Origin of the sequence: Comamonas suwonensis (genome assembly GCF_012844455.2) — a bacterium.
Taxonomy (GTDB): domain Bacteria; phylum Pseudomonadota; class Gammaproteobacteria; order Burkholderiales; family Burkholderiaceae_C; genus Comamonas; species Comamonas suwonensis.
In genome coordinates, this window is record NZ_JABBCQ020000008.1 from 1 (window position 1) to 15933 (window position 15933).

Consider the following 15933-nt stretch of genomic DNA (forward strand, 5'->3'; position numbering starts at 1 on the left):
TTGACCCGCGCCAGCGTGCTAACGATGTGCGCGTGCGCATGGTGCACCGCGCCGTGGCCTTTGCCCACGCGCTGCGCGCCCAGTTACGCGGCCTGAAAGAGGATACGGCGGCCCAGCAATGGCTGACCGATGACGAATGGCTGCGTCTGGAGCAATTGCCGCTGGGCCAGCGCACAGATGCAATTGTTCTGGCCATGGGGCAGGACCTGGGGCAATGCCTGAAGGACAAGCGCATCGATCCTTGTCTGGCGGTCTCGGTTGACAGGACACTTAGCGGGTTCACCTCGGCGGCGGCATCTTGCGAGCGCATTCAGAACACGCCAATTCCCTTTTCTTACACCTTGCTGCTGCACCGCACGGCGCATCTTTACTGCTTCTTGCTGCCCTTTGGTCTGGTGGATATCACGGGCTTCATGACGCCGTTTGTGGTGGGCATCGTGGCCTATACCTTCTACGGTCTTGATGCGCTGGGCGATGAGCTGGAAGAGCCTTTTGGCATGGAAAGCAACGATCTGGCGCTGGACTCCATGTGCCGTGGCATTGAGATCAGCCTGAGCCAGTCGCTGGGCGACCCGCAGGTGCCGCCACCCCTCAAGCCGGTGGACTATCTGCTGACCTGAAACCAGCTGTGCTGGAAACAACAAAGCCCTGAACTCATCCTTCAGGGCTTTGTTTTTGATAGCGCTTAGCGCTTGCGCTGCTTAGACAGTGGCGCGATCTTCATCCACGGCTTTTTGCCATGCTTCGTACAGGTCCTCACCGGCATCACGCACGCGGTGGTTGATGACGGGCATCTCGCGCTTGTCTTCAGGACGAGCCAGTTCATCGTAGCCACGGGAGGCGGACAGGTCATAGGGTTCGCCCTCTTCGTTGGAGTAGGCGACAAAGACCTTCTTCACGCCGGCCAGCAGCATGGCCGTGTGGCACATGGTGCAGGGGTAGCCGCTGGCATACATCACCGAGCCGGACAGATCGGTGCTGCCTTGCTCCTTGGCGGCAATACGCAGGGCCTGCATCTCGGCGTGGGCTGAAGGGTCGCACAGCTCATCGACCTGATTGACGGCGCGGGCCAGCACCTGGCCGTCACGCACCAGAACGGCGCCAAAGGGCCAGGTGGCGCGTTCGCGGCCTTTGACATTGCCCATGGCCAGGCGAATGGACTCCAGCAGGTACTTTTCGGTGTCTTGCGTGCTCATGCGTGTCTCCTTGATCTTGTGAATGGCGCAAAGATCATAGGAAGCGCAGGGCTGTGCATAGAGCATGCCAAAAGCAAAACAGCACGCCGTAGCGTGCTGTTGACTTTTGCTTTTATGTTGAATGCCGTTGCCGTAATTTGCTGTGTATTTCTGCCGCTTTTAGGCAAAGACGCCAGCGCTATCTTGCATGTGCGCAGACACGGTGCCCAGGTGGTGCAGGGTGTCGCCGCCCGTCATTTCCATCTGCGTCAGGCGCTTGAAGTAGTGGCTGCCCACATATTCATCGGTCACACCAATGCCGCCATGCAGTTGCACGGACTGCTGGCCCACATAGCGCATGGACTGGCCCAGCTGCACCTTGGCGCGGGCAATGGCCAAATGGCGCTCTTCCGCCGGTGCGCTGAGCTTGAGCGTGCCGTAATAGCTCATGGACCGGGCCAGCTCCAGCTGCATCTTCATGTCGGCCACGCGGTGGCGCAGCGCCTGAAAACTGGAGATGGGCACACCGAACTGCTTGCGCTGGTTCATGTACTCGGTGGTGAGCTTGAGCGTTTGCTCCATCACGCCCACCCCTTCGGCGCACAGGGCGGCGTTGGCCACGTCCTGCGCCAGCGTCAGTGCGGCGAGTCCGTTGCTGGTGATGAGCGTGGCGGGCGCTGCCTTGCAGACCAGATCGGCGGCGCGGGCTTCATCTTGCGTGGCGTAGCCGATGGTGGTGATCCCAGTTGCGTCTTTTTCGACGAGGAAGAGTGCAATTTTGCCGTCCAGCTGGGCAGGCACGATGAAGGCGTCGGCTTTGTCACCGGAAAGAACGATGTTCTTTGTAGCGTCTACCGTATAGCCATTGCCAGTTTTAATTGCCTTTGCATCACAAACATCAATGCGGTAGCGCGCTTTGCGCTCCTGAGATGCGAGCACCACCAGTTTCTCGCCCGCTGCAATCTGGGGCAGCCAGCTTTGCTTGATGGCCTCGCTGCCAAACTGGCTGAGCAGGGCGCTGGCCACAAAAGCCTGCGTCAGCGGCTCCATCACCAGGCCGCGGCCCAGCTCTTCCATCACCACCATCACATCGACTGCGCCCTGACCCAGGCCACCGTATTGCTCGGGCACTGTGAGAGCCGTCAGGCCCAGCTCGGCCAGCTCGTTCCAGACCTCGCGCGAGAAGCCACCTTGTTTGGCAATGCTCTGGCGGCGCTCGAAGGTATAGCCCTTGTCGACCCAGCGGGCCACGGCATCACGCAGTTGTTGCTGGTCGTCGGAAAAATCGAAATCCATATTTGTCTCCTGCTGCCGAAGTGAGTGCGCTTTGCGCACCATCACATTCAGCGAAGCTCTAGCAAGAACCCCCTCCCGGAGGGGGCACGGGGGAGCCGTACGTGCAAAATGCAGACAGTGCTGGGCTTTAGCCCAACACTGTCTGAGCCACGATGTTTCGTTGCACCTCGTTCGAGCCGCCGTAAATGGTCGTCTTGCGCATATTGAAATAGGTGGCGGCCAGAGGTGCGTTGCTGAGCGCGCCGCCGGGGAAGTCGCCCTGGTAGCCTGCCTCCATGGCTTCCTGCACATAGGGCAGGGAGTAGGGGCCGGCGGCCAGCATCATCAGCTCGGAATAGCGCTGCTGAATCTCGCTGCCCTTGATCTTGAGCAGGCCGGCAATGTCCAGTGGATTTTTGCCCGACTTCATGGCCGAGAGTACGCGCAGCACCAGCATCTCCAGCGCGATCACATCAATCTCCAGCAGGGCGATCTGGTCGCGAAAGCGCGTGTCTTCCCACACGCCTTCGGCCTTGGCAATGCGCTTGACGCGCTCCAACTCGCGCTTGGCGCGGTTCACGTCCGCAATATTGGTGCGCTCGTGGCTCAGCAGGTGTTTGGCGTAGGTCCAGCCCTTGTTTTCTTCGCCGATCAGCTGGTCGGCGGGGACTTCCACGTTGTCGAAGAAGACTTCGTTCACTTCATGGCTGCCATCCAGCAGCTTGATGGGCCGAACGGTCACTCCGGGGGATTTCATGTCGATCAGCAAGAAGCTGATGCCGGTCTGGGGCTTGCCCTCGTTGCTGGTGCGCACCAGGCAGAAGATCCACTCGCCATACTGGCCGAGCGTGGTCCAGGTCTTCTGGCCGTTGACGATGTATTTGTCACCCACGCGCTCGGCACGGGTTTTGACGCTGGCCAGGTCAGAGCCGGAGCCGGGCTCGGAGTAGCCCTGGCTCCACCAGGCTTCGCCGCTGGCAATGCCGGGCAGAAAGCGCTTGTGCTGCTCGGGCGTGCCATAGGCCATGATGACGGGGGCCACCATCACCGGGCCAAAGGGAACGATGCGCGGCGTGCAGGCCAGTGCGCATTCTTCCTCGAACAAGTGCTTTTGCACGGCCGACCAGCCGGGGCCGCCAAATTCAGTGGGCCAGCCGTAACCAAGCCAGCCTTTTTTGCCCAGAATTTTGGCCCAGCGCTGCAAGTCGTCACGCGTCAGGTGCAGATCGTTGCGCACTTTGTGCGCAATATCCTCGGGCAGGTTTGCCCGCACCCAGGTGCGGATTTCATCGCGAAAAGCCTGTTCTTCAGGGGTGAATGCCAAGTCCATGCGGTGTCTCCAGAAAATCTGGATGTTTTGTAGCACGCACGTTCTTTTTCTTCCTGTCCGGGTCGTGACAAGGCAGGGTTCCCCCGAGGTTCTTGATCCCCTAGGGCGCTTTGCGCTTTTCCTTAAGGGGATGGCAGCCTTGATGCCCTTGGCGTGGAGGGGGCGTTTTGGGCGGTTGATTGAAATATGCCTCTAGCGCTTATTCATCAAGCGCTAGAAGCTATCAATTTCAATGCGCTGGTTTACTCGGTTGGCGCTGCCTGGATGGCAGGTGGCTCCACGCCCAGTGATTCGCACAGCATCTGCACGGTGGCGCGCAACTGGGCCACTTCCGCTTCCAGCGTATCCACGCGTTGCTGCAGGGCGGATGCATTGCCGCCTGCGCCACCGCTGGCGCTGGCTGCGCTTTGCAGGGCAGCTACATCGACCGGGCCGCAGAGCAGATGGGCCCAGCGCGATTCGCGGGCGCCGGGTGCACGGGGCAGCAGTACGACCAGCGGGCCGCCTTTTTCCTCACTGCGCTCGCGCAGTTCGTCGAGAAAGGCCTCGACTGAGGAAATGTCGGCAAAGCGGTGCCAGCGTTCGGAGTTGATACGCAGCTCGCCCGCCGTCTGGGGGCCGCGCAGCATCAAGAGGGCCAGCAGCACGGCGGATTGGTCGGGCACGCCGATGCCGCGGGGAAAGTTGTGCTCCCAGCGGGTGGATCGGGAGCCGCTGATCTGCACGGCGAGCGTTTTCATGCGCAGGCTGTCCAGCGCTTCCTGGGCTTCGCCTTCGCTGATTTCCATCACCGGGTCGCGGCTGGACTTCTGGTTGCAGCCGGTGATGAGGCTGTTGAGCGTGAGCGGATAGCTGTCCGGCACGGTGCGGGCTTTTTCCATCAGCGTGGCCAGAACGCGGGCCTCAACGGGCGTGAGGGGGATATTGCGTGGGTCAAAAGGCATGTGGTCTCCTCAAAAGTCTGGAACGGCGCAAGGGAACGGCTGCGAGCCACCAAGGGTTAGCCCGTCAATGCGACAATCGCCGCCCATGAAAAACATCGTGATCCTGATCTCGGGCGGCGGCTCGAACATGGCCGCCATTGTGCGTGCTTCCCAGCAGCAGAACTGGGCAAAGCAGTACAACGCCCGGGTCGCGGCCGTGGTCAGCAACAAGGCTGACGCCAAAGGATTGGTCTTTGCGCGCGATAACGGCATTGCCACCGAAGTGCTGGATCACAAGCAGTTTGATAGCCGCGAGGCCTTTGATGTCGAGCTGATGCAGGTGATTGACCGCCATGCACCTGATCTGGTGGTGCTGGCTGGCTTTATGCGTATTCTGACGCCCGGTTTTGTGGCGCACTACGAGGGTCGCCTCATCAACATCCACCCCTCGCTGCTGCCCGCCTTTACGGGCCTGCACACCCATCAGCGCGCCATTGATGCAGGTTGCAAGTTTGCGGGCTGCACTGTGCACCGCGTGACGGCCGAGCTGGATGTGGGCCCGATTCTGGAACAGGCCGTGGTGCCTGTGCTGCCCGGCGATACGGCCGATCTGCTGGCCGCGCGCGTGCTGGTGCAAGAGCACGCTATTTATCCGCGTGCTGTGCTTAATCTGATCAAGGGCTGAATCAGATTGAATAGCTGCTAGCGCTTGTTGAATAAGCGCTAGAGCCTTGTTTTATGAAGATTGTTGCTGATCTTCAGGCAGGCGGCGAAAGCGTGGTTGTTCCATGCCATCAATCACCACGGTTTCATTGAACATGGCAGCGGGGCGCACCCACAAGCCACGCTCGCCATACAGGGCGCGGTACAGCGTCATAGGCTCAAGCGTTTCGCTGTGGCGCACGGTATCAATCACTTCGTAGGGCATGCCTTTGTAATGTTCGTACAGGCCGGGCGGGGTGGTGATGAGGGGCGGCAGGTTGTGGTCGGACATGGTGTTTAAAAAATGAGCGGTTAGAGCATGCTCTAAAAGGGCTAGAGCCTGTTTTTACTATGAATCTTCGCCGACGCATGGGGGCCATAGATTTCTGGCGCAAGCCAAGGCCAGGGTGACAGTGGGACAATTGGGGTTATGCATCCCAAACAGCTTCTCGACGCTTGCGCTGAACTCGTCAAGCGCGCCATGACTTTTGAACACGCGGCCGATTCCGTGGTGTCTTACTTCTTCCGCGAAAACCGTTACCTCGGCCCGCGTGAGCGCGCCACTCTGGCCGAAACCACTTACACCGTGCTGCGCAAGAAGCTGTTGTTTGAAGGCCTGGCACATTCCGGTAGCGGCCCGCGTGAGCGCCGTCTGGCCATTCTCGGCTTTGCTGCTGTCCTGCGTGAGCAGGGCAAGAAGCAAGGCAACGTCAAGAACAAGGACGGCCAGGACAGCGAGACCTTTATCAAGGCTGCGCTGACGCCTCAGGAACTCAAGTGGCTGGACGCTTGCGACAACATCAAGCCTGAAGAGCTCATGGAATCCCACCGCCACAACCTGCCCGAGTGGCTGGTTGAGCCACTCAAGGCACAAGTGGGTGATGAGTTTTGGGCCTTGGCTGCGAGCATGGAAAAGGCCGCGCCACTGGACTTGCGCGTCAACGCCCTGAATGACAAGCCCGCTGAAGTGCGCAAAGAACTGGAAAAAGCGGGCATCAAGGCCAAGCCCACACCGTTCTCGCCACTGGGTCTGCGTGTCGATGGCAAGCCTGCGCTGGCCAAGGTCGATGCCTTCAATCGCGGTGCGATTGAAGTGCAGGACGAAGGCTCGCAACTGCTGGCCCTGATGCTGGATGCCAAGCGCGGCGAGATGGTGGTGGACTTTTGCGCCGGTGCCGGTGGCAAGACGCTGGCCATTGGCGCTTCCATGCGCAATACCGGCCGCCTGTATGCGTTCGACGTCTCGGGCCATCGCTTGGATGCACTCAAGCCACGTCTGGCGCGCTCGGGTCTGTCCAATGTGCACCCCGCAGCCATTGCCCATGAGCGTGATGAACGTGTCAAGCGCCTGGCTGGCAAGATTGACCGCGTGCTGGTGGATGCGCCTTGCTCGGGTTTGGGGACCTTGCGTCGCAACCCCGATCTGAAGTGGCGCCAAAGCCCCAAGGCGGTGGAAGAGCTGACCGTCAAACAAGCCGCGATTCTGGAAAGCAGCGCCCGTCTGGTCAAGGCCGGTGGCCGCCTGATCTACGCGACTTGCTCCATCCTGCCGCAGGAAAACGAAGCCATTGCCGAAGCCTTCAGCGCGGCTCACCCCGAGTTTGAACCGCTGAATGCTGCTGATGTGCTGGAGCAGATCAAGGTTGTTGATGGCGAAAAGTTGTGCAGCGGTGGTGAGGATGGCAAGCTGTACCTGCGTCTGTGGCCGCACCAGCACGAAACTGACGGATTTTTCGCCGCTGCTTGGGTGAAGAAGGCGTAACTTCCGTGCAAATCCGGTATCAGCTGTCAGGGTATCAGCAGTAGGCTTGTAAGCAGCTCACCTAAAATTGCACGACCGTGCTTTATGAGGTGAGGCATGGTTTTTTGCCAAAGGCTTTGTTATTTATGTCGCTGGATATTGGCTTGCTCTGGAATGCAGTCGTGGAATGGATGGCCAACGGTCTGTGGGATCTGTCATGGTGGCAGTTGCTGCTGTACACCTTGGTCACCACCCATTTCACGATTGCGGGTGTCACGATTTTTCTGCACCGCAGTCAGGCGCACCGGGCTCTGGATCTGGGGCCTGTACCTTCTCATTTCTTCCGTTTCTGGCTGTGGCTGGGTACGGGTATGGTGACCAAGGAATGGGTTGCCATTCACCGCAAGCACCACGCCAAGTGCGAAACCGTTGACGACCCTCACAGCCCGCAGACGCGTGGCCTGAGCAAAGTCATGCGCGAAGGCGCTGAGCTGTATCGCAGCGAAGCCAAGAATACGGAAACGATCAAGAAGTTCGGCCACGGCACGCCCGATGACTGGCTGGAGCGCAATCTGTACGCCAAACATTCGGTCTGGGGTCCCACGCTGATGTTGATCCTCAATGTGGCGCTGTTCGGCGTCATTGGCATGAGCATCTGGGCTATGCAGATGGTCTGGATTCCCTTCTGGGCCGCTGGCGTGGTCAATGGCATAGGCCATTTCTGGGGCTATCGCAATTACGAGGCAATGGACGCCTCCACCAACCTGTCGCCCTGGGGCATCATCATTGGTGGCGAAGAGCTGCACAACAACCACCATACCTACCCAACGTCGGCCAAGTTTTCCGTCAAGCCCTACGAGTTTGATATTGGCTGGCTCTATATCAGCATCCTGCAAAAGCTGGGCTGGGCCAAGGTCAAGAAGACGCCGCCGCGCCTGCGCATGGGGGCGGTCAAGCCGGTCGCTGATGAGCTGACGCTGGAAGCCATCATCGCCAATCGCTACGAAGTCATGGCCCGCTATGCGCGCGGCGTGCGTTCTGCTGTTCAGCAAGAGCTGGACTTGCTCAAGCAGAAGCAGGCGCAAAAATCAGATGTGTCTTTGCTCAAGGGCGTTCAGCGCTGGCTGCACCGCGATGCAGAAAAAGTGCCCGAGCGCGCACAAGGCCAGCTGGCGCAGGCGCGGGCTGCCCACCCGGTGATTGATCAGATGCTGACCATGCGTGAAGAGCTGCGCCAGCTGTGGCTGAATACCACGCTGAGCCGCGAACAACTGACCAATCAGCTGCAGGCCTGGTGCTTGCGCGCCGAGGCCAGTGGTATTGCTGCGCTCAAAGACTTCTCGGTCAAGCTGCGCGCTGCCCGCGCCTGAAGCTGCTCCATCTGAGACTGCGCAAGCTCAGTACCCTTCGCCAGGTTTTGGCCGGTGTGTCGTTCATGCCCTGAGGCGGCTCATTTTTGACAAGCTGTACTGCTTTTTCGATGGAGGTAGTACAGCTTTGCTGCATCTGGGGTTGATGAACCTGAACCAGTGCATGGCCTGCTTGCCGGGTACTCAGTTGTACCCAGGTGTTTGAGGGTGAGCGCCAGCTCTGGCCTGTGTGCAGTACCATGAGCTGGCCGAAATGGTTGTCGGTAAAGCTCAAGGGGCCGATCATCAGGTGTAACGCTCCTTGCTGGCAGAACAGTTCGTGACCTTGCGGCAGATGCAGTGACAAGGCCTGACCAGTGCGAAGCTGGTACTGTGAGTGTGTGCTTTGAGGGCAATGCATGGGATCCTGCTCAGAAGTGTTCTAGGCCTCAAGCGTAGTTTTGACGCGAATTTCGCAACAGGTACAGCGCAGCTATTGCCAAGGCGTATCAGTACAGATCGACGCTGCTCTGTTTTGCCTGGTTTGCTATGAATCTGTATCTGTTGCAGAACAGGTCTTGCTGGCATGATGCAGGCCCAGCAGCTCACACCGTCACCATGCTGATTCCCGCCACTCTTGATTCGTCATCCGCCAGTAGTCAGGCCAATAGCCCGGTATTGCCGCTCTACCAGCGGCTGGCTGCCAACTACAGCACAGCCATGGCGCTGGGAACCTTGAAACCCGGCGAGCGCATGCCCTCGGTGCGAGAGCTGATGGTGCGGCATCAGGTCAGTCTGTCCACGGCTTTGCAGGTGCTGCGCTATCTGGAGGAGAGCGGCTATCTGGACGCTCGGCCTCGCGTGGGCTATTTCGTGCGCGAAACGGGTGCTGTTTCCGCACTGCCTCTGACCAGCGAGCCAGATCTGAGCCAGCCCGTACAGCCCAACCCCTATGCGCATTTTGTGGGCATCAACGAACATATTTCGCTGCTGCTGGAGCGTGGGCGTCAGGCCGATGTGTATATGGATATCGGCGGCTGCACGCCCCCTGCCGCGTTGTTCGACCACCATTACCTGAACAAGACCGTGACACGGTTGTTGCGCGAGCACCCGACTCTGCTATCGCAAGGTCGGTCTTTGTTGGCCAATCAGGGCAATCATCCCCTGTTTCAGCAGGCCATGGCGCGCAGGGCGCTGGCCGCTGGCATACGCGTGGCTCCGGTGGATGTGCTGGCTACGACGGGTAATTCAGAAGCTGTGAGTCTGGCGCTGGCGGCCGTGGCCTCGCCAGGCGACCTGGTGGCGGTCGAGTCACCCACTTATTACGGGCTGCTGCAGGTGGTGGAGTCGCTGCAGCTGCAAACCTTGGAGATTCCCTGCAGTCCACGCACAGGCATGTCCATCGAGGCGCTGGAGCTGGCATTTCAGACCCAGCCAAGGCTAAAGGCCGTGGTGGTGGTGCCGGAATTGCAGATGCCGCTGGGTGCCCGCATGCCCGACGATAACAAAGCCAGGCTGGTGGCTCTGTGTGCCGCACATGGCGCTGCGCTGATTGAGGATGACTCCTACGGACTGTTCGTGGAGGGGCAACAGGCTGTCAAGCCGCTCAAGGCCTGGGACAGTGTCTCGGGCCATGTGATCTACTGTCAGGCTTTCAACAAGAGTCTGGCACCGGGCCTGCGCCAGGGTTGGATGAATGGCGGCCAGTGGCATGGTCGGGTGCAGATGCTCAAATTCGCACAAAGCCGCAATACCCAGACGCTGGGGCAACTGGTGGTGGCCGAGGTGCTGGGCTCGCCCACGCATCAGCGCAGTCTGGAAAAGCTCAAGCAACAGTTGAAGAAACAGCGTGAATCCATGGCCAAGCTGGTAGCCCGATTTTTTCCCTTGGGCACGCGCATGAGCCTGCCTGCCGGGGGGCTGTGTCTGTGGCTGGAATTTCCTGCAGAAATGCGCACCTCGGAGTTGTTCACTGCGGCCCTGGGCAAGGGCATCAGGATTGCGCCGGGCAGCATGTTTTCCAATTCGGGCCGCTATGAGCACTGCATGCGCTTGGCCTGCACCCATACCGTCGATTCTTTGATGGAGCAGGCAATGCAGGATCTTGGGGCGATGGCTTGCTGGCAACTGGGGCGGGGTCTGCGTAGCTAGAGCGGCCCTGCGTCTTTATTTCGTCAGCTGACCGGCCATGCATTGGCGCAGGAACTCGCGGGCCTTGGCACCCTCTTTGTAGAAGGTGCTGATAACTTCCTTGCCCTCGATCGAGACCTTGAAGCGGGATTCTTCCTCTTCCCCAAGTTCTTTGACCAGCGCTTCGGATCCACCAAGCGCATAGACGATGGCTCCCCATTTGCCGTTGGACATGGTGTAGTTGATGGCATCAACCTCTTGGGGCTTGTCCTGGTTCTGGGTCAGCGTGGTTCTGATCTTGCGCGGGCTGGCGGGTTGGGGAATGTCCATGCCCAGAAAGGTCAGCAGGGCACCGTTGTGCTTGGCTGTGGGGCCGGAAAGCTGAACAGCGCCGGACATGCTGCCAAAAATCGCCGCACATTCAAGACCCGAGCGCGGGTTTTTCTCGTCATGCGAAAACATCCAGTAGCCTTTGCGCAGCTTCTGATACTGCGGGTCCTGTGCAATTTTCTGACCTTCCTTGATCAGCTCCTGCCCCTCACGCAGCAGCTCGATCTGACTCCGTACCAAGCCGCCAAGGGCATCTGCTGGGGATGGCTCGGCGCGTTGGGTGGCTGCTGGCGCTGTGCTGAACTGTTCGCAGACAGGCACGGAAGCCAGGCCTGGTGAGCCGCCTGTCATGCCGACCTGGCGTTGGCCGGGACCTGGGCCCGTGGGGCAGATGAAGGTCTGACTGAAGACGGCTGGTGACACGGCAAGCGAAAAAAGCAAGGTGCTCAGCATCTTGTGATTCATGTGATCCATCCCTGTGCGTTGCAAAGCGTCCAGTATAGGGAGGGTCCTGGCCCGAGCTCTTGCACCGCAGCCGGTATAAAAAAACCGCCTGCACTTGCGTGAGGCGGTTTTTCAAGAAACAGGCTGAATTACTTCAGCTTGGTTTCCTTGTACTCGACGTGCTTGCGAGCCTTGGGGTCGAACTTGATGATCGACATCTTTTCAGGCATCGTCTTCTTGTTCTTGGTTGTGGTGTAGAAGTGACCGGTGCCAGCAGTAGAAGCCAGCTTGATCTTTTCGCGTCCGCCTTTGGAAGCCATGTTGATTCTCCTTTAGTGGAAATTAAGCTTGGCCACGGGCGCGCATATCTGCGAGCACGGAGTCGATGCCGTTCTTGTCGATCAAACGCAGAGCAGCGCTGGAAACGCGCAGGCGCACCCAACGGTTTTCTGTTTCGACCCAGAAACGACGGTACTGCAGGTTAGGCAGGAAACGACGCTTGGTCTTGTTGTTGGCGTGGGAAACGTTGTTGCCCACCATGGGCTTCTTGCCCGTAACTTCACATACGCGTGCCATTTGGACACTCCGATAGTTGAATCGGCTGCCAGCGCTGCCATCCTGCATTGCGCAGAAGGTGCCGACAACCTCACCTCGCCAGTTTGTAATGGGTGGCGGTAGCCCGATTGCGGAAGTCCCGATGGCACAAAGTGCATAAAGCACTCGGTCTGTACTACCTTGAATTCAGCAAAGTCTGCGATTATAGCGTTTTAAGCAAAAAGCCCTTGAGGCGGGCCAAAGAAGGCCAAGCTCAAGGGCTTTTGTATTGTGTGAGCACCGTTAATACGGTGCTCGCTGCCGATCAGGACTCTTGCTCGAGGAAGCGCTGTGCATCAAGGGCTGCCATGCAGCCCGTGCCGGCGCTGGTGATGGCTTGACGGTATACGTGGTCCTGACAGTCGCCAGCGGCAAACACACCGGGCACGCTGGTCTGTGTGGCAAAGCCCTTGAGGCCGCCTTGGGTGACGATGTAGCCATTTTCCAGCTCCAGTTGGCCCTGGAAGATGTCGGTGTTGGGATGGTGGCCGATGGCAATGAAGGCACCTTGCAGCTTCACTTCTTCTGTGTGGCCGTCTTGCGTGCTCTTGATGCGGATGCCGGTCACGCCGCTCTGGTCGCCCAGCACTTCATCCAGCGTGAAGTGGGTCTTGAGCTCGATCTTGCCTTCTTTCACCTTGGCCATCAGCTTGTCCACCAGAATGGGCTCGGCCTTGAACTTGTCGCGGCGGTGCACCAGTGTGACCTTGCTGGCGATGTTGGATAGGTACAGCGCTTCTTCCACTGCAGTGTTGCCGCCGCCGATCACGCAAACGGGCTGTTCACGGTAGAAGAAACCGTCGCAGGTGGCGCAGGCCGAAACGCCGCGGCCCATGAAGGCTTCTTCAGAAGGCAGGCCCAGATACTTGGCCGAGGCACCGGTGGCAAGAATCAGGGAGTCGCAGGTGTAAGTGCCGTTGTCGCCAGTCAGTGTGAAGGGGCGCTTGGAGAAGTCGACCTTGTTGATGTGATCGAACACGATTTCAGTCTTGAAGCGCTCGGCATGCTCCTGAAAGCGCTGCATCAGCTCGGGGCCCTGCACGCCCATCACATCGGCTGGCCAGTTGTCCACCTCGGTGGTGGTCATCAGCTGGCCGCCCTGAGCCATGCCGGTGATCAGCAGCGGGTTAAGGTTGGCGCGGGCGGCGTACACGGCTGCCGTGTAGCCGGCAGGGCCGGAGCCCAGGATGAGAACTTGTGCGTGTTTGGTGGAGGACATGAAGCGTGACTCTGAAAATAAGCAGGCCGACAACCGGCGCGCAGTCATGAAAGCATTGGAGAGGTATGGGAGTATCGCTCCGTATCAAGGACTCTGCGCTCAGCTGTTTTTAATCACTGCAATTGTTAAAAATGATAGTGAATAAGCGTTTATTTGAGCTGACTGGCAGCTTTGTTGCATGTGCTTGCATTAGGCTGGAAAATCGTGCTGGCTGAATCACCGCTTGGATAAAGGGCTAAGGTAAGCTTGCGCCTGCGTATGACATACACATTGAACGCTTCGAAGGCGTCTTCTTCCAGCAAATCCAAAGCCCGGGCAACCACTCCGCGCTACGGAGTGATTCGCTTCAGTCAGGAAGTTTTGCTGCTTATTGGCCTGCTGGCTCTGGTCTTCTGGCTCACCGCCATGCTGACCTACTCCCCGCAGGATGCTGCCTGGTCCACATCTGGTGCCGGGCAAAGGCCGTTTGTTCAAAACTGGATGGGCCGCGTTGGTGCCTGGCTGGCCGATGCCTGTTATTTCGGCTTTGGCATGTCCGTCTGGTGGCTGGTGCTGGCCTCTGCGCAGACCTGGATTACATCGCTGGTGCGCTGGATGCGTGGCGGCGTGAACAAAGATGGTTCCCCAATAGCGCTGATGCCGCTATGGCGTCGCCGCTTTCTGTTCTGGGGCGGTCTGGCTGTCTTGATGGTAGCCAGCTGCGCGCTGGAATGGACCCGTCTTTACCGCTTTGAAAGCCTGCTGCCTGGCCCGGCTGGTGGTGTATTCGGATACATGATGGGCTTCAATAGCCTCAAATGGCTGGGCTTTGCAGGCTCTGGCCTGATTGGCATCTGCCTTTTCGTGCTGGGCGCAGCCATGGTCTTTGGCTTTTCGTGGGGCTCTTTGGCCGAAGGTCTGGGCGCACGCCTGGATGGTCTGGTGCAATTTGGCCGCGAGCGCCGCGAGATTGCCAAGGATGTTTCTGTCGGCAAAAGAGCGGCACGTGAGCGCGAGGAAGTCGTGTTTGACCGCACGGAGGGCGAAATCCGCGTCCCTGTGCATCAGCCGGTGCAGATTATTGAACCCGTGTTGCAAGAAACGGCCCAGCCTAGCGCCCGTGTGGTGAAGGAGCGCCAGAAGCCGCTGTTCACGGACCACCCCGACAGCAAGCTGCCGCAGGTCGACTTGCTGGACGAGGCGCCTCAGCGACAGGAATCGGTCTCTGCCGAGACGCTGGAAATGACCAGCCGGCTGATTGAAAAGCGTTTGAAGGACTTTGGCGTGGAGGTGCGGGTGGTCGCTGCCATGCCTGGCCCCGTCATTACGCGCTATGAGATAGAGCCTGCCACCGGCGTCAAGGGCTCGCAGATCGTCAATCTGGCCAAGGATCTGGCGCGTTCACTGTCTCTGGTATCGATTCGCGTGATCGAGACGATTCCCGGCAAAAATTTCATGGCGCTGGAGCTGCCCAACGCCAAGCGCCATTCGATTCGCCTGTCTGAAGTACTGGGCTCGCAGGTCTATCACGATGCCAAGAGCATGCTGACCATGGGCCTGGGCAAGGACATTGTGGGCAACCCCGTGGTGGCCGATCTGGCCAAGATGCCCCACGTGCTGGTGGCGGGTACCACCGGCTCCGGCAAGTCCGTGGGTATCAATGCCATGATTTTGTCTCTGCTCTACAAGGCTGAGGCACGCGATGTTCGCCTGTTGATGATCGACCCCAAGATGCTGGAAATGTCGGTCTACGAAGGCATTCCCCACCTGTTGTGCCCCGTGGTGACGGATATGAAGCAGGCCGCCAACGGTCTGAACTGGTGCGTGGCCGAGATGGAGCGCCGCTACAAACTGATGAGCAAGATGGGCGTGCGCAATCTGGCGGGCTACAACACCAAGATTGATGATGCCAAGGCACGCGAGGAATCCATTCCCAACCCCTTCAGCCTGACGCCTGAAGAGCCCGAGCCGCTGCAGCGCCTGCCGCATATCGTGGTGGTGATTGACGAGCTGGCCGACCTGATGATGGTGGTGGGCAAAAAAATTGAAGAGTTGATTGCTCGTCTGGCGCAAAAAGCGCGTGCGGCTGGCATTCACCTGATTCTGGCCACCCAGCGCCCCAGCGTGGATGTGATCACGGGTCTGATCAAGGCCAACATTCCTACGCGAATTGCGTTTTCGGTGGGCTCCAAGATTGACAGTCGCACCATTCTGGATCAGATGGGCGCCGAAGCCTTGCTGGGCATGGGCGATATGCTCTACATGGCCAGTGGCACTGGTCAGCCGATTCGTGTGCACGGCGCTTTTGTGTCCGACGACGAAGTGCACCGCGTGGTCAACTACCTCAAAGAGCAGGGTGAGCCTGACTATATCGAAGGCATTCTGGAAGGCGGGACCGTCGATAGCGAGGGCGATGCTGGCGGCGAAAGCGGTGGTGGCGAGAAAGACGAGCTTTACGACCAGGCCGTGGAAATTGTGCTGAAAGACCGCAAGGCCAGTATTTCCTACGTTCAGCGCAAACTGCGCATTGGCTATAACCGCTCGGCCAATCTGCTGGAGCAGATGGAGCAGGCCGGGCTGGTCAGCTCGCTGACCTCCAGTGGGCAGCGTGATGTGCTGGTGCCGAACCGGGATGCCTCCTGAGCCGCATTGTGGCTTTCCTCTGAGGGGTGATGCCTTTGCCCGGAGGCGGCTCTTGCTTGGTTTCCCTCGCTAAGCCACTGCCTCAATGGATAAATTTTT

15 protein-coding genes are annotated in these 15933 nt (G+C 59.2%); 6 read left to right on the plus strand and 9 right to left on the minus strand.

What is annotated here, in order from left to right:
• On the plus strand, positions 1-620 hold a 620-nt coding region (locus HF327_RS10330; RefSeq protein ID WP_169108152.1), incomplete at its 5' end, for a bestrophin family protein.
• Between the two features lie 81 nt (positions 621-701).
• Here HF327_RS10330 and HF327_RS10335 read toward each other — a convergent pair.
• The 4 genes from HF327_RS10335 to HF327_RS10350 all read right to left on the minus strand — a co-directional run bounded on the left by HF327_RS10335 (position 702) and on the right by HF327_RS10350 (position 4724).
• On the minus strand, positions 702-1196 hold the full coding sequence (locus HF327_RS10335; protein WP_169108153.1) for a nucleoside deaminase: 495 nt from the start codon (positions 1194-1196) through the stop codon (positions 702-704).
• Between the two features lie 159 nt (positions 1197-1355).
• Positions 1356-2471 carry an acyl-CoA dehydrogenase family protein gene (locus tag HF327_RS10340; protein ID WP_169108154.1) on the minus strand — a complete coding sequence of 372 codons (1116 nt, stop codon included), beginning with the start codon at positions 2469-2471 and terminating at the stop codon, positions 1356-1358.
• A 127-nt stretch (positions 2472-2598) separates the two neighbouring features.
• Positions 2599-3780: an acyl-CoA dehydrogenase family protein gene (locus HF327_RS10345; RefSeq protein WP_169108155.1), complete on the minus strand. Its 1182-nt coding sequence runs from the start codon at positions 3778-3780 to the stop codon at positions 2599-2601.
• A 242-nt stretch (positions 3781-4022) separates the two neighbouring features.
• On the minus strand, positions 4023-4724 hold the full coding sequence (locus HF327_RS10350; protein WP_169108156.1) for a YceH family protein: 702 nt from the start codon (positions 4722-4724) through the stop codon (positions 4023-4025).
• Between the two features lie 85 nt (positions 4725-4809).
• Here HF327_RS10350 and purN point away from each other — a divergent pair, with 85 nt between their 5' ends.
• A complete protein-coding gene (gene purN / locus HF327_RS10355) occupies positions 4810-5388 on the plus strand; it encodes a phosphoribosylglycinamide formyltransferase (protein WP_169108157.1) in 579 nt (192 codons plus the stop codon).
• 51 nt (positions 5389-5439) lie between these two features.
• On the opposite strand, the gene HF327_RS10360 is transcribed toward purN, so the two are convergent.
• On the minus strand, positions 5440-5697 hold the full coding sequence (locus HF327_RS10360; RefSeq protein ID WP_169108158.1) for a DUF1653 domain-containing protein: 258 nt from the start codon (positions 5695-5697) through the stop codon (positions 5440-5442).
• 138 nt (positions 5698-5835) lie between these two features.
• On the opposite strand from HF327_RS10360, the gene HF327_RS10365 reads away from it, so the two are divergent.
• From HF327_RS10365 to HF327_RS10375, 3 genes are all read left to right on the plus strand, one after another.
• A complete protein-coding gene (locus tag HF327_RS10365; protein WP_169108159.1) occupies positions 5836-7167 on the plus strand; it encodes an RsmB/NOP family class I SAM-dependent RNA methyltransferase in 1332 nt (443 codons plus the stop codon).
• 125 nt (positions 7168-7292) lie between these two features.
• The gene (locus tag HF327_RS10370) at positions 7293-8516 is read left to right on the plus strand and encodes a DesA family fatty acid desaturase (protein ID WP_169108160.1); all 1224 of its coding nucleotides are present in this window, start codon (positions 7293-7295) and stop codon (positions 8514-8516) included.
• Positions 8517-9113: 597 nt separating this feature from the next.
• On the plus strand, positions 9114-10646 hold the full coding sequence (locus tag HF327_RS10375) for an aminotransferase-like domain-containing protein (RefSeq protein ID WP_407927038.1): 1533 nt from the start codon (positions 9114-9116) through the stop codon (positions 10644-10646).
• A gap of 15 nt (positions 10647-10661) precedes the next feature.
• Here HF327_RS10375 and HF327_RS10380 read toward each other — a convergent pair whose 3' ends face one another.
• The 4 genes from HF327_RS10380 to trxB form a co-directional block, all read right to left on the minus strand.
• Positions 10662-11420: a hypothetical protein gene (locus HF327_RS10380; RefSeq protein ID WP_169108162.1), complete on the minus strand. Its 759-nt coding sequence runs from the start codon at positions 11418-11420 to the stop codon at positions 10662-10664.
• A gap of 128 nt (positions 11421-11548) precedes the next feature.
• On the minus strand, positions 11549-11719 hold the full coding sequence (gene rpmG / locus HF327_RS10385; RefSeq protein ID WP_054067538.1) for a 50S ribosomal protein L33: 171 nt from the start codon (positions 11717-11719) through the stop codon (positions 11549-11551).
• A gap of 22 nt (positions 11720-11741) precedes the next feature.
• A complete protein-coding gene (gene rpmB / locus HF327_RS10390; RefSeq protein WP_066539714.1) occupies positions 11742-11975 on the minus strand; it encodes a 50S ribosomal protein L28 in 234 nt (77 codons plus the stop codon).
• Between the two features lie 283 nt (positions 11976-12258).
• The gene (trxB, locus tag HF327_RS10395) at positions 12259-13212 is read right to left on the minus strand and encodes a thioredoxin-disulfide reductase (RefSeq protein WP_169108163.1); all 954 of its coding nucleotides are present in this window, start codon (positions 13210-13212) and stop codon (positions 12259-12261) included.
• A 258-nt stretch (positions 13213-13470) separates the two neighbouring features.
• Between trxB and HF327_RS10400 the strand changes: the two genes are divergently transcribed.
• Positions 13471-15834, plus strand: a complete 2364-nt coding sequence (locus HF327_RS10400) for a DNA translocase FtsK (RefSeq protein WP_169108164.1) — start codon at positions 13471-13473, stop codon at positions 15832-15834.
• Positions 15835-15933 lie beyond the last annotated feature (99 nt).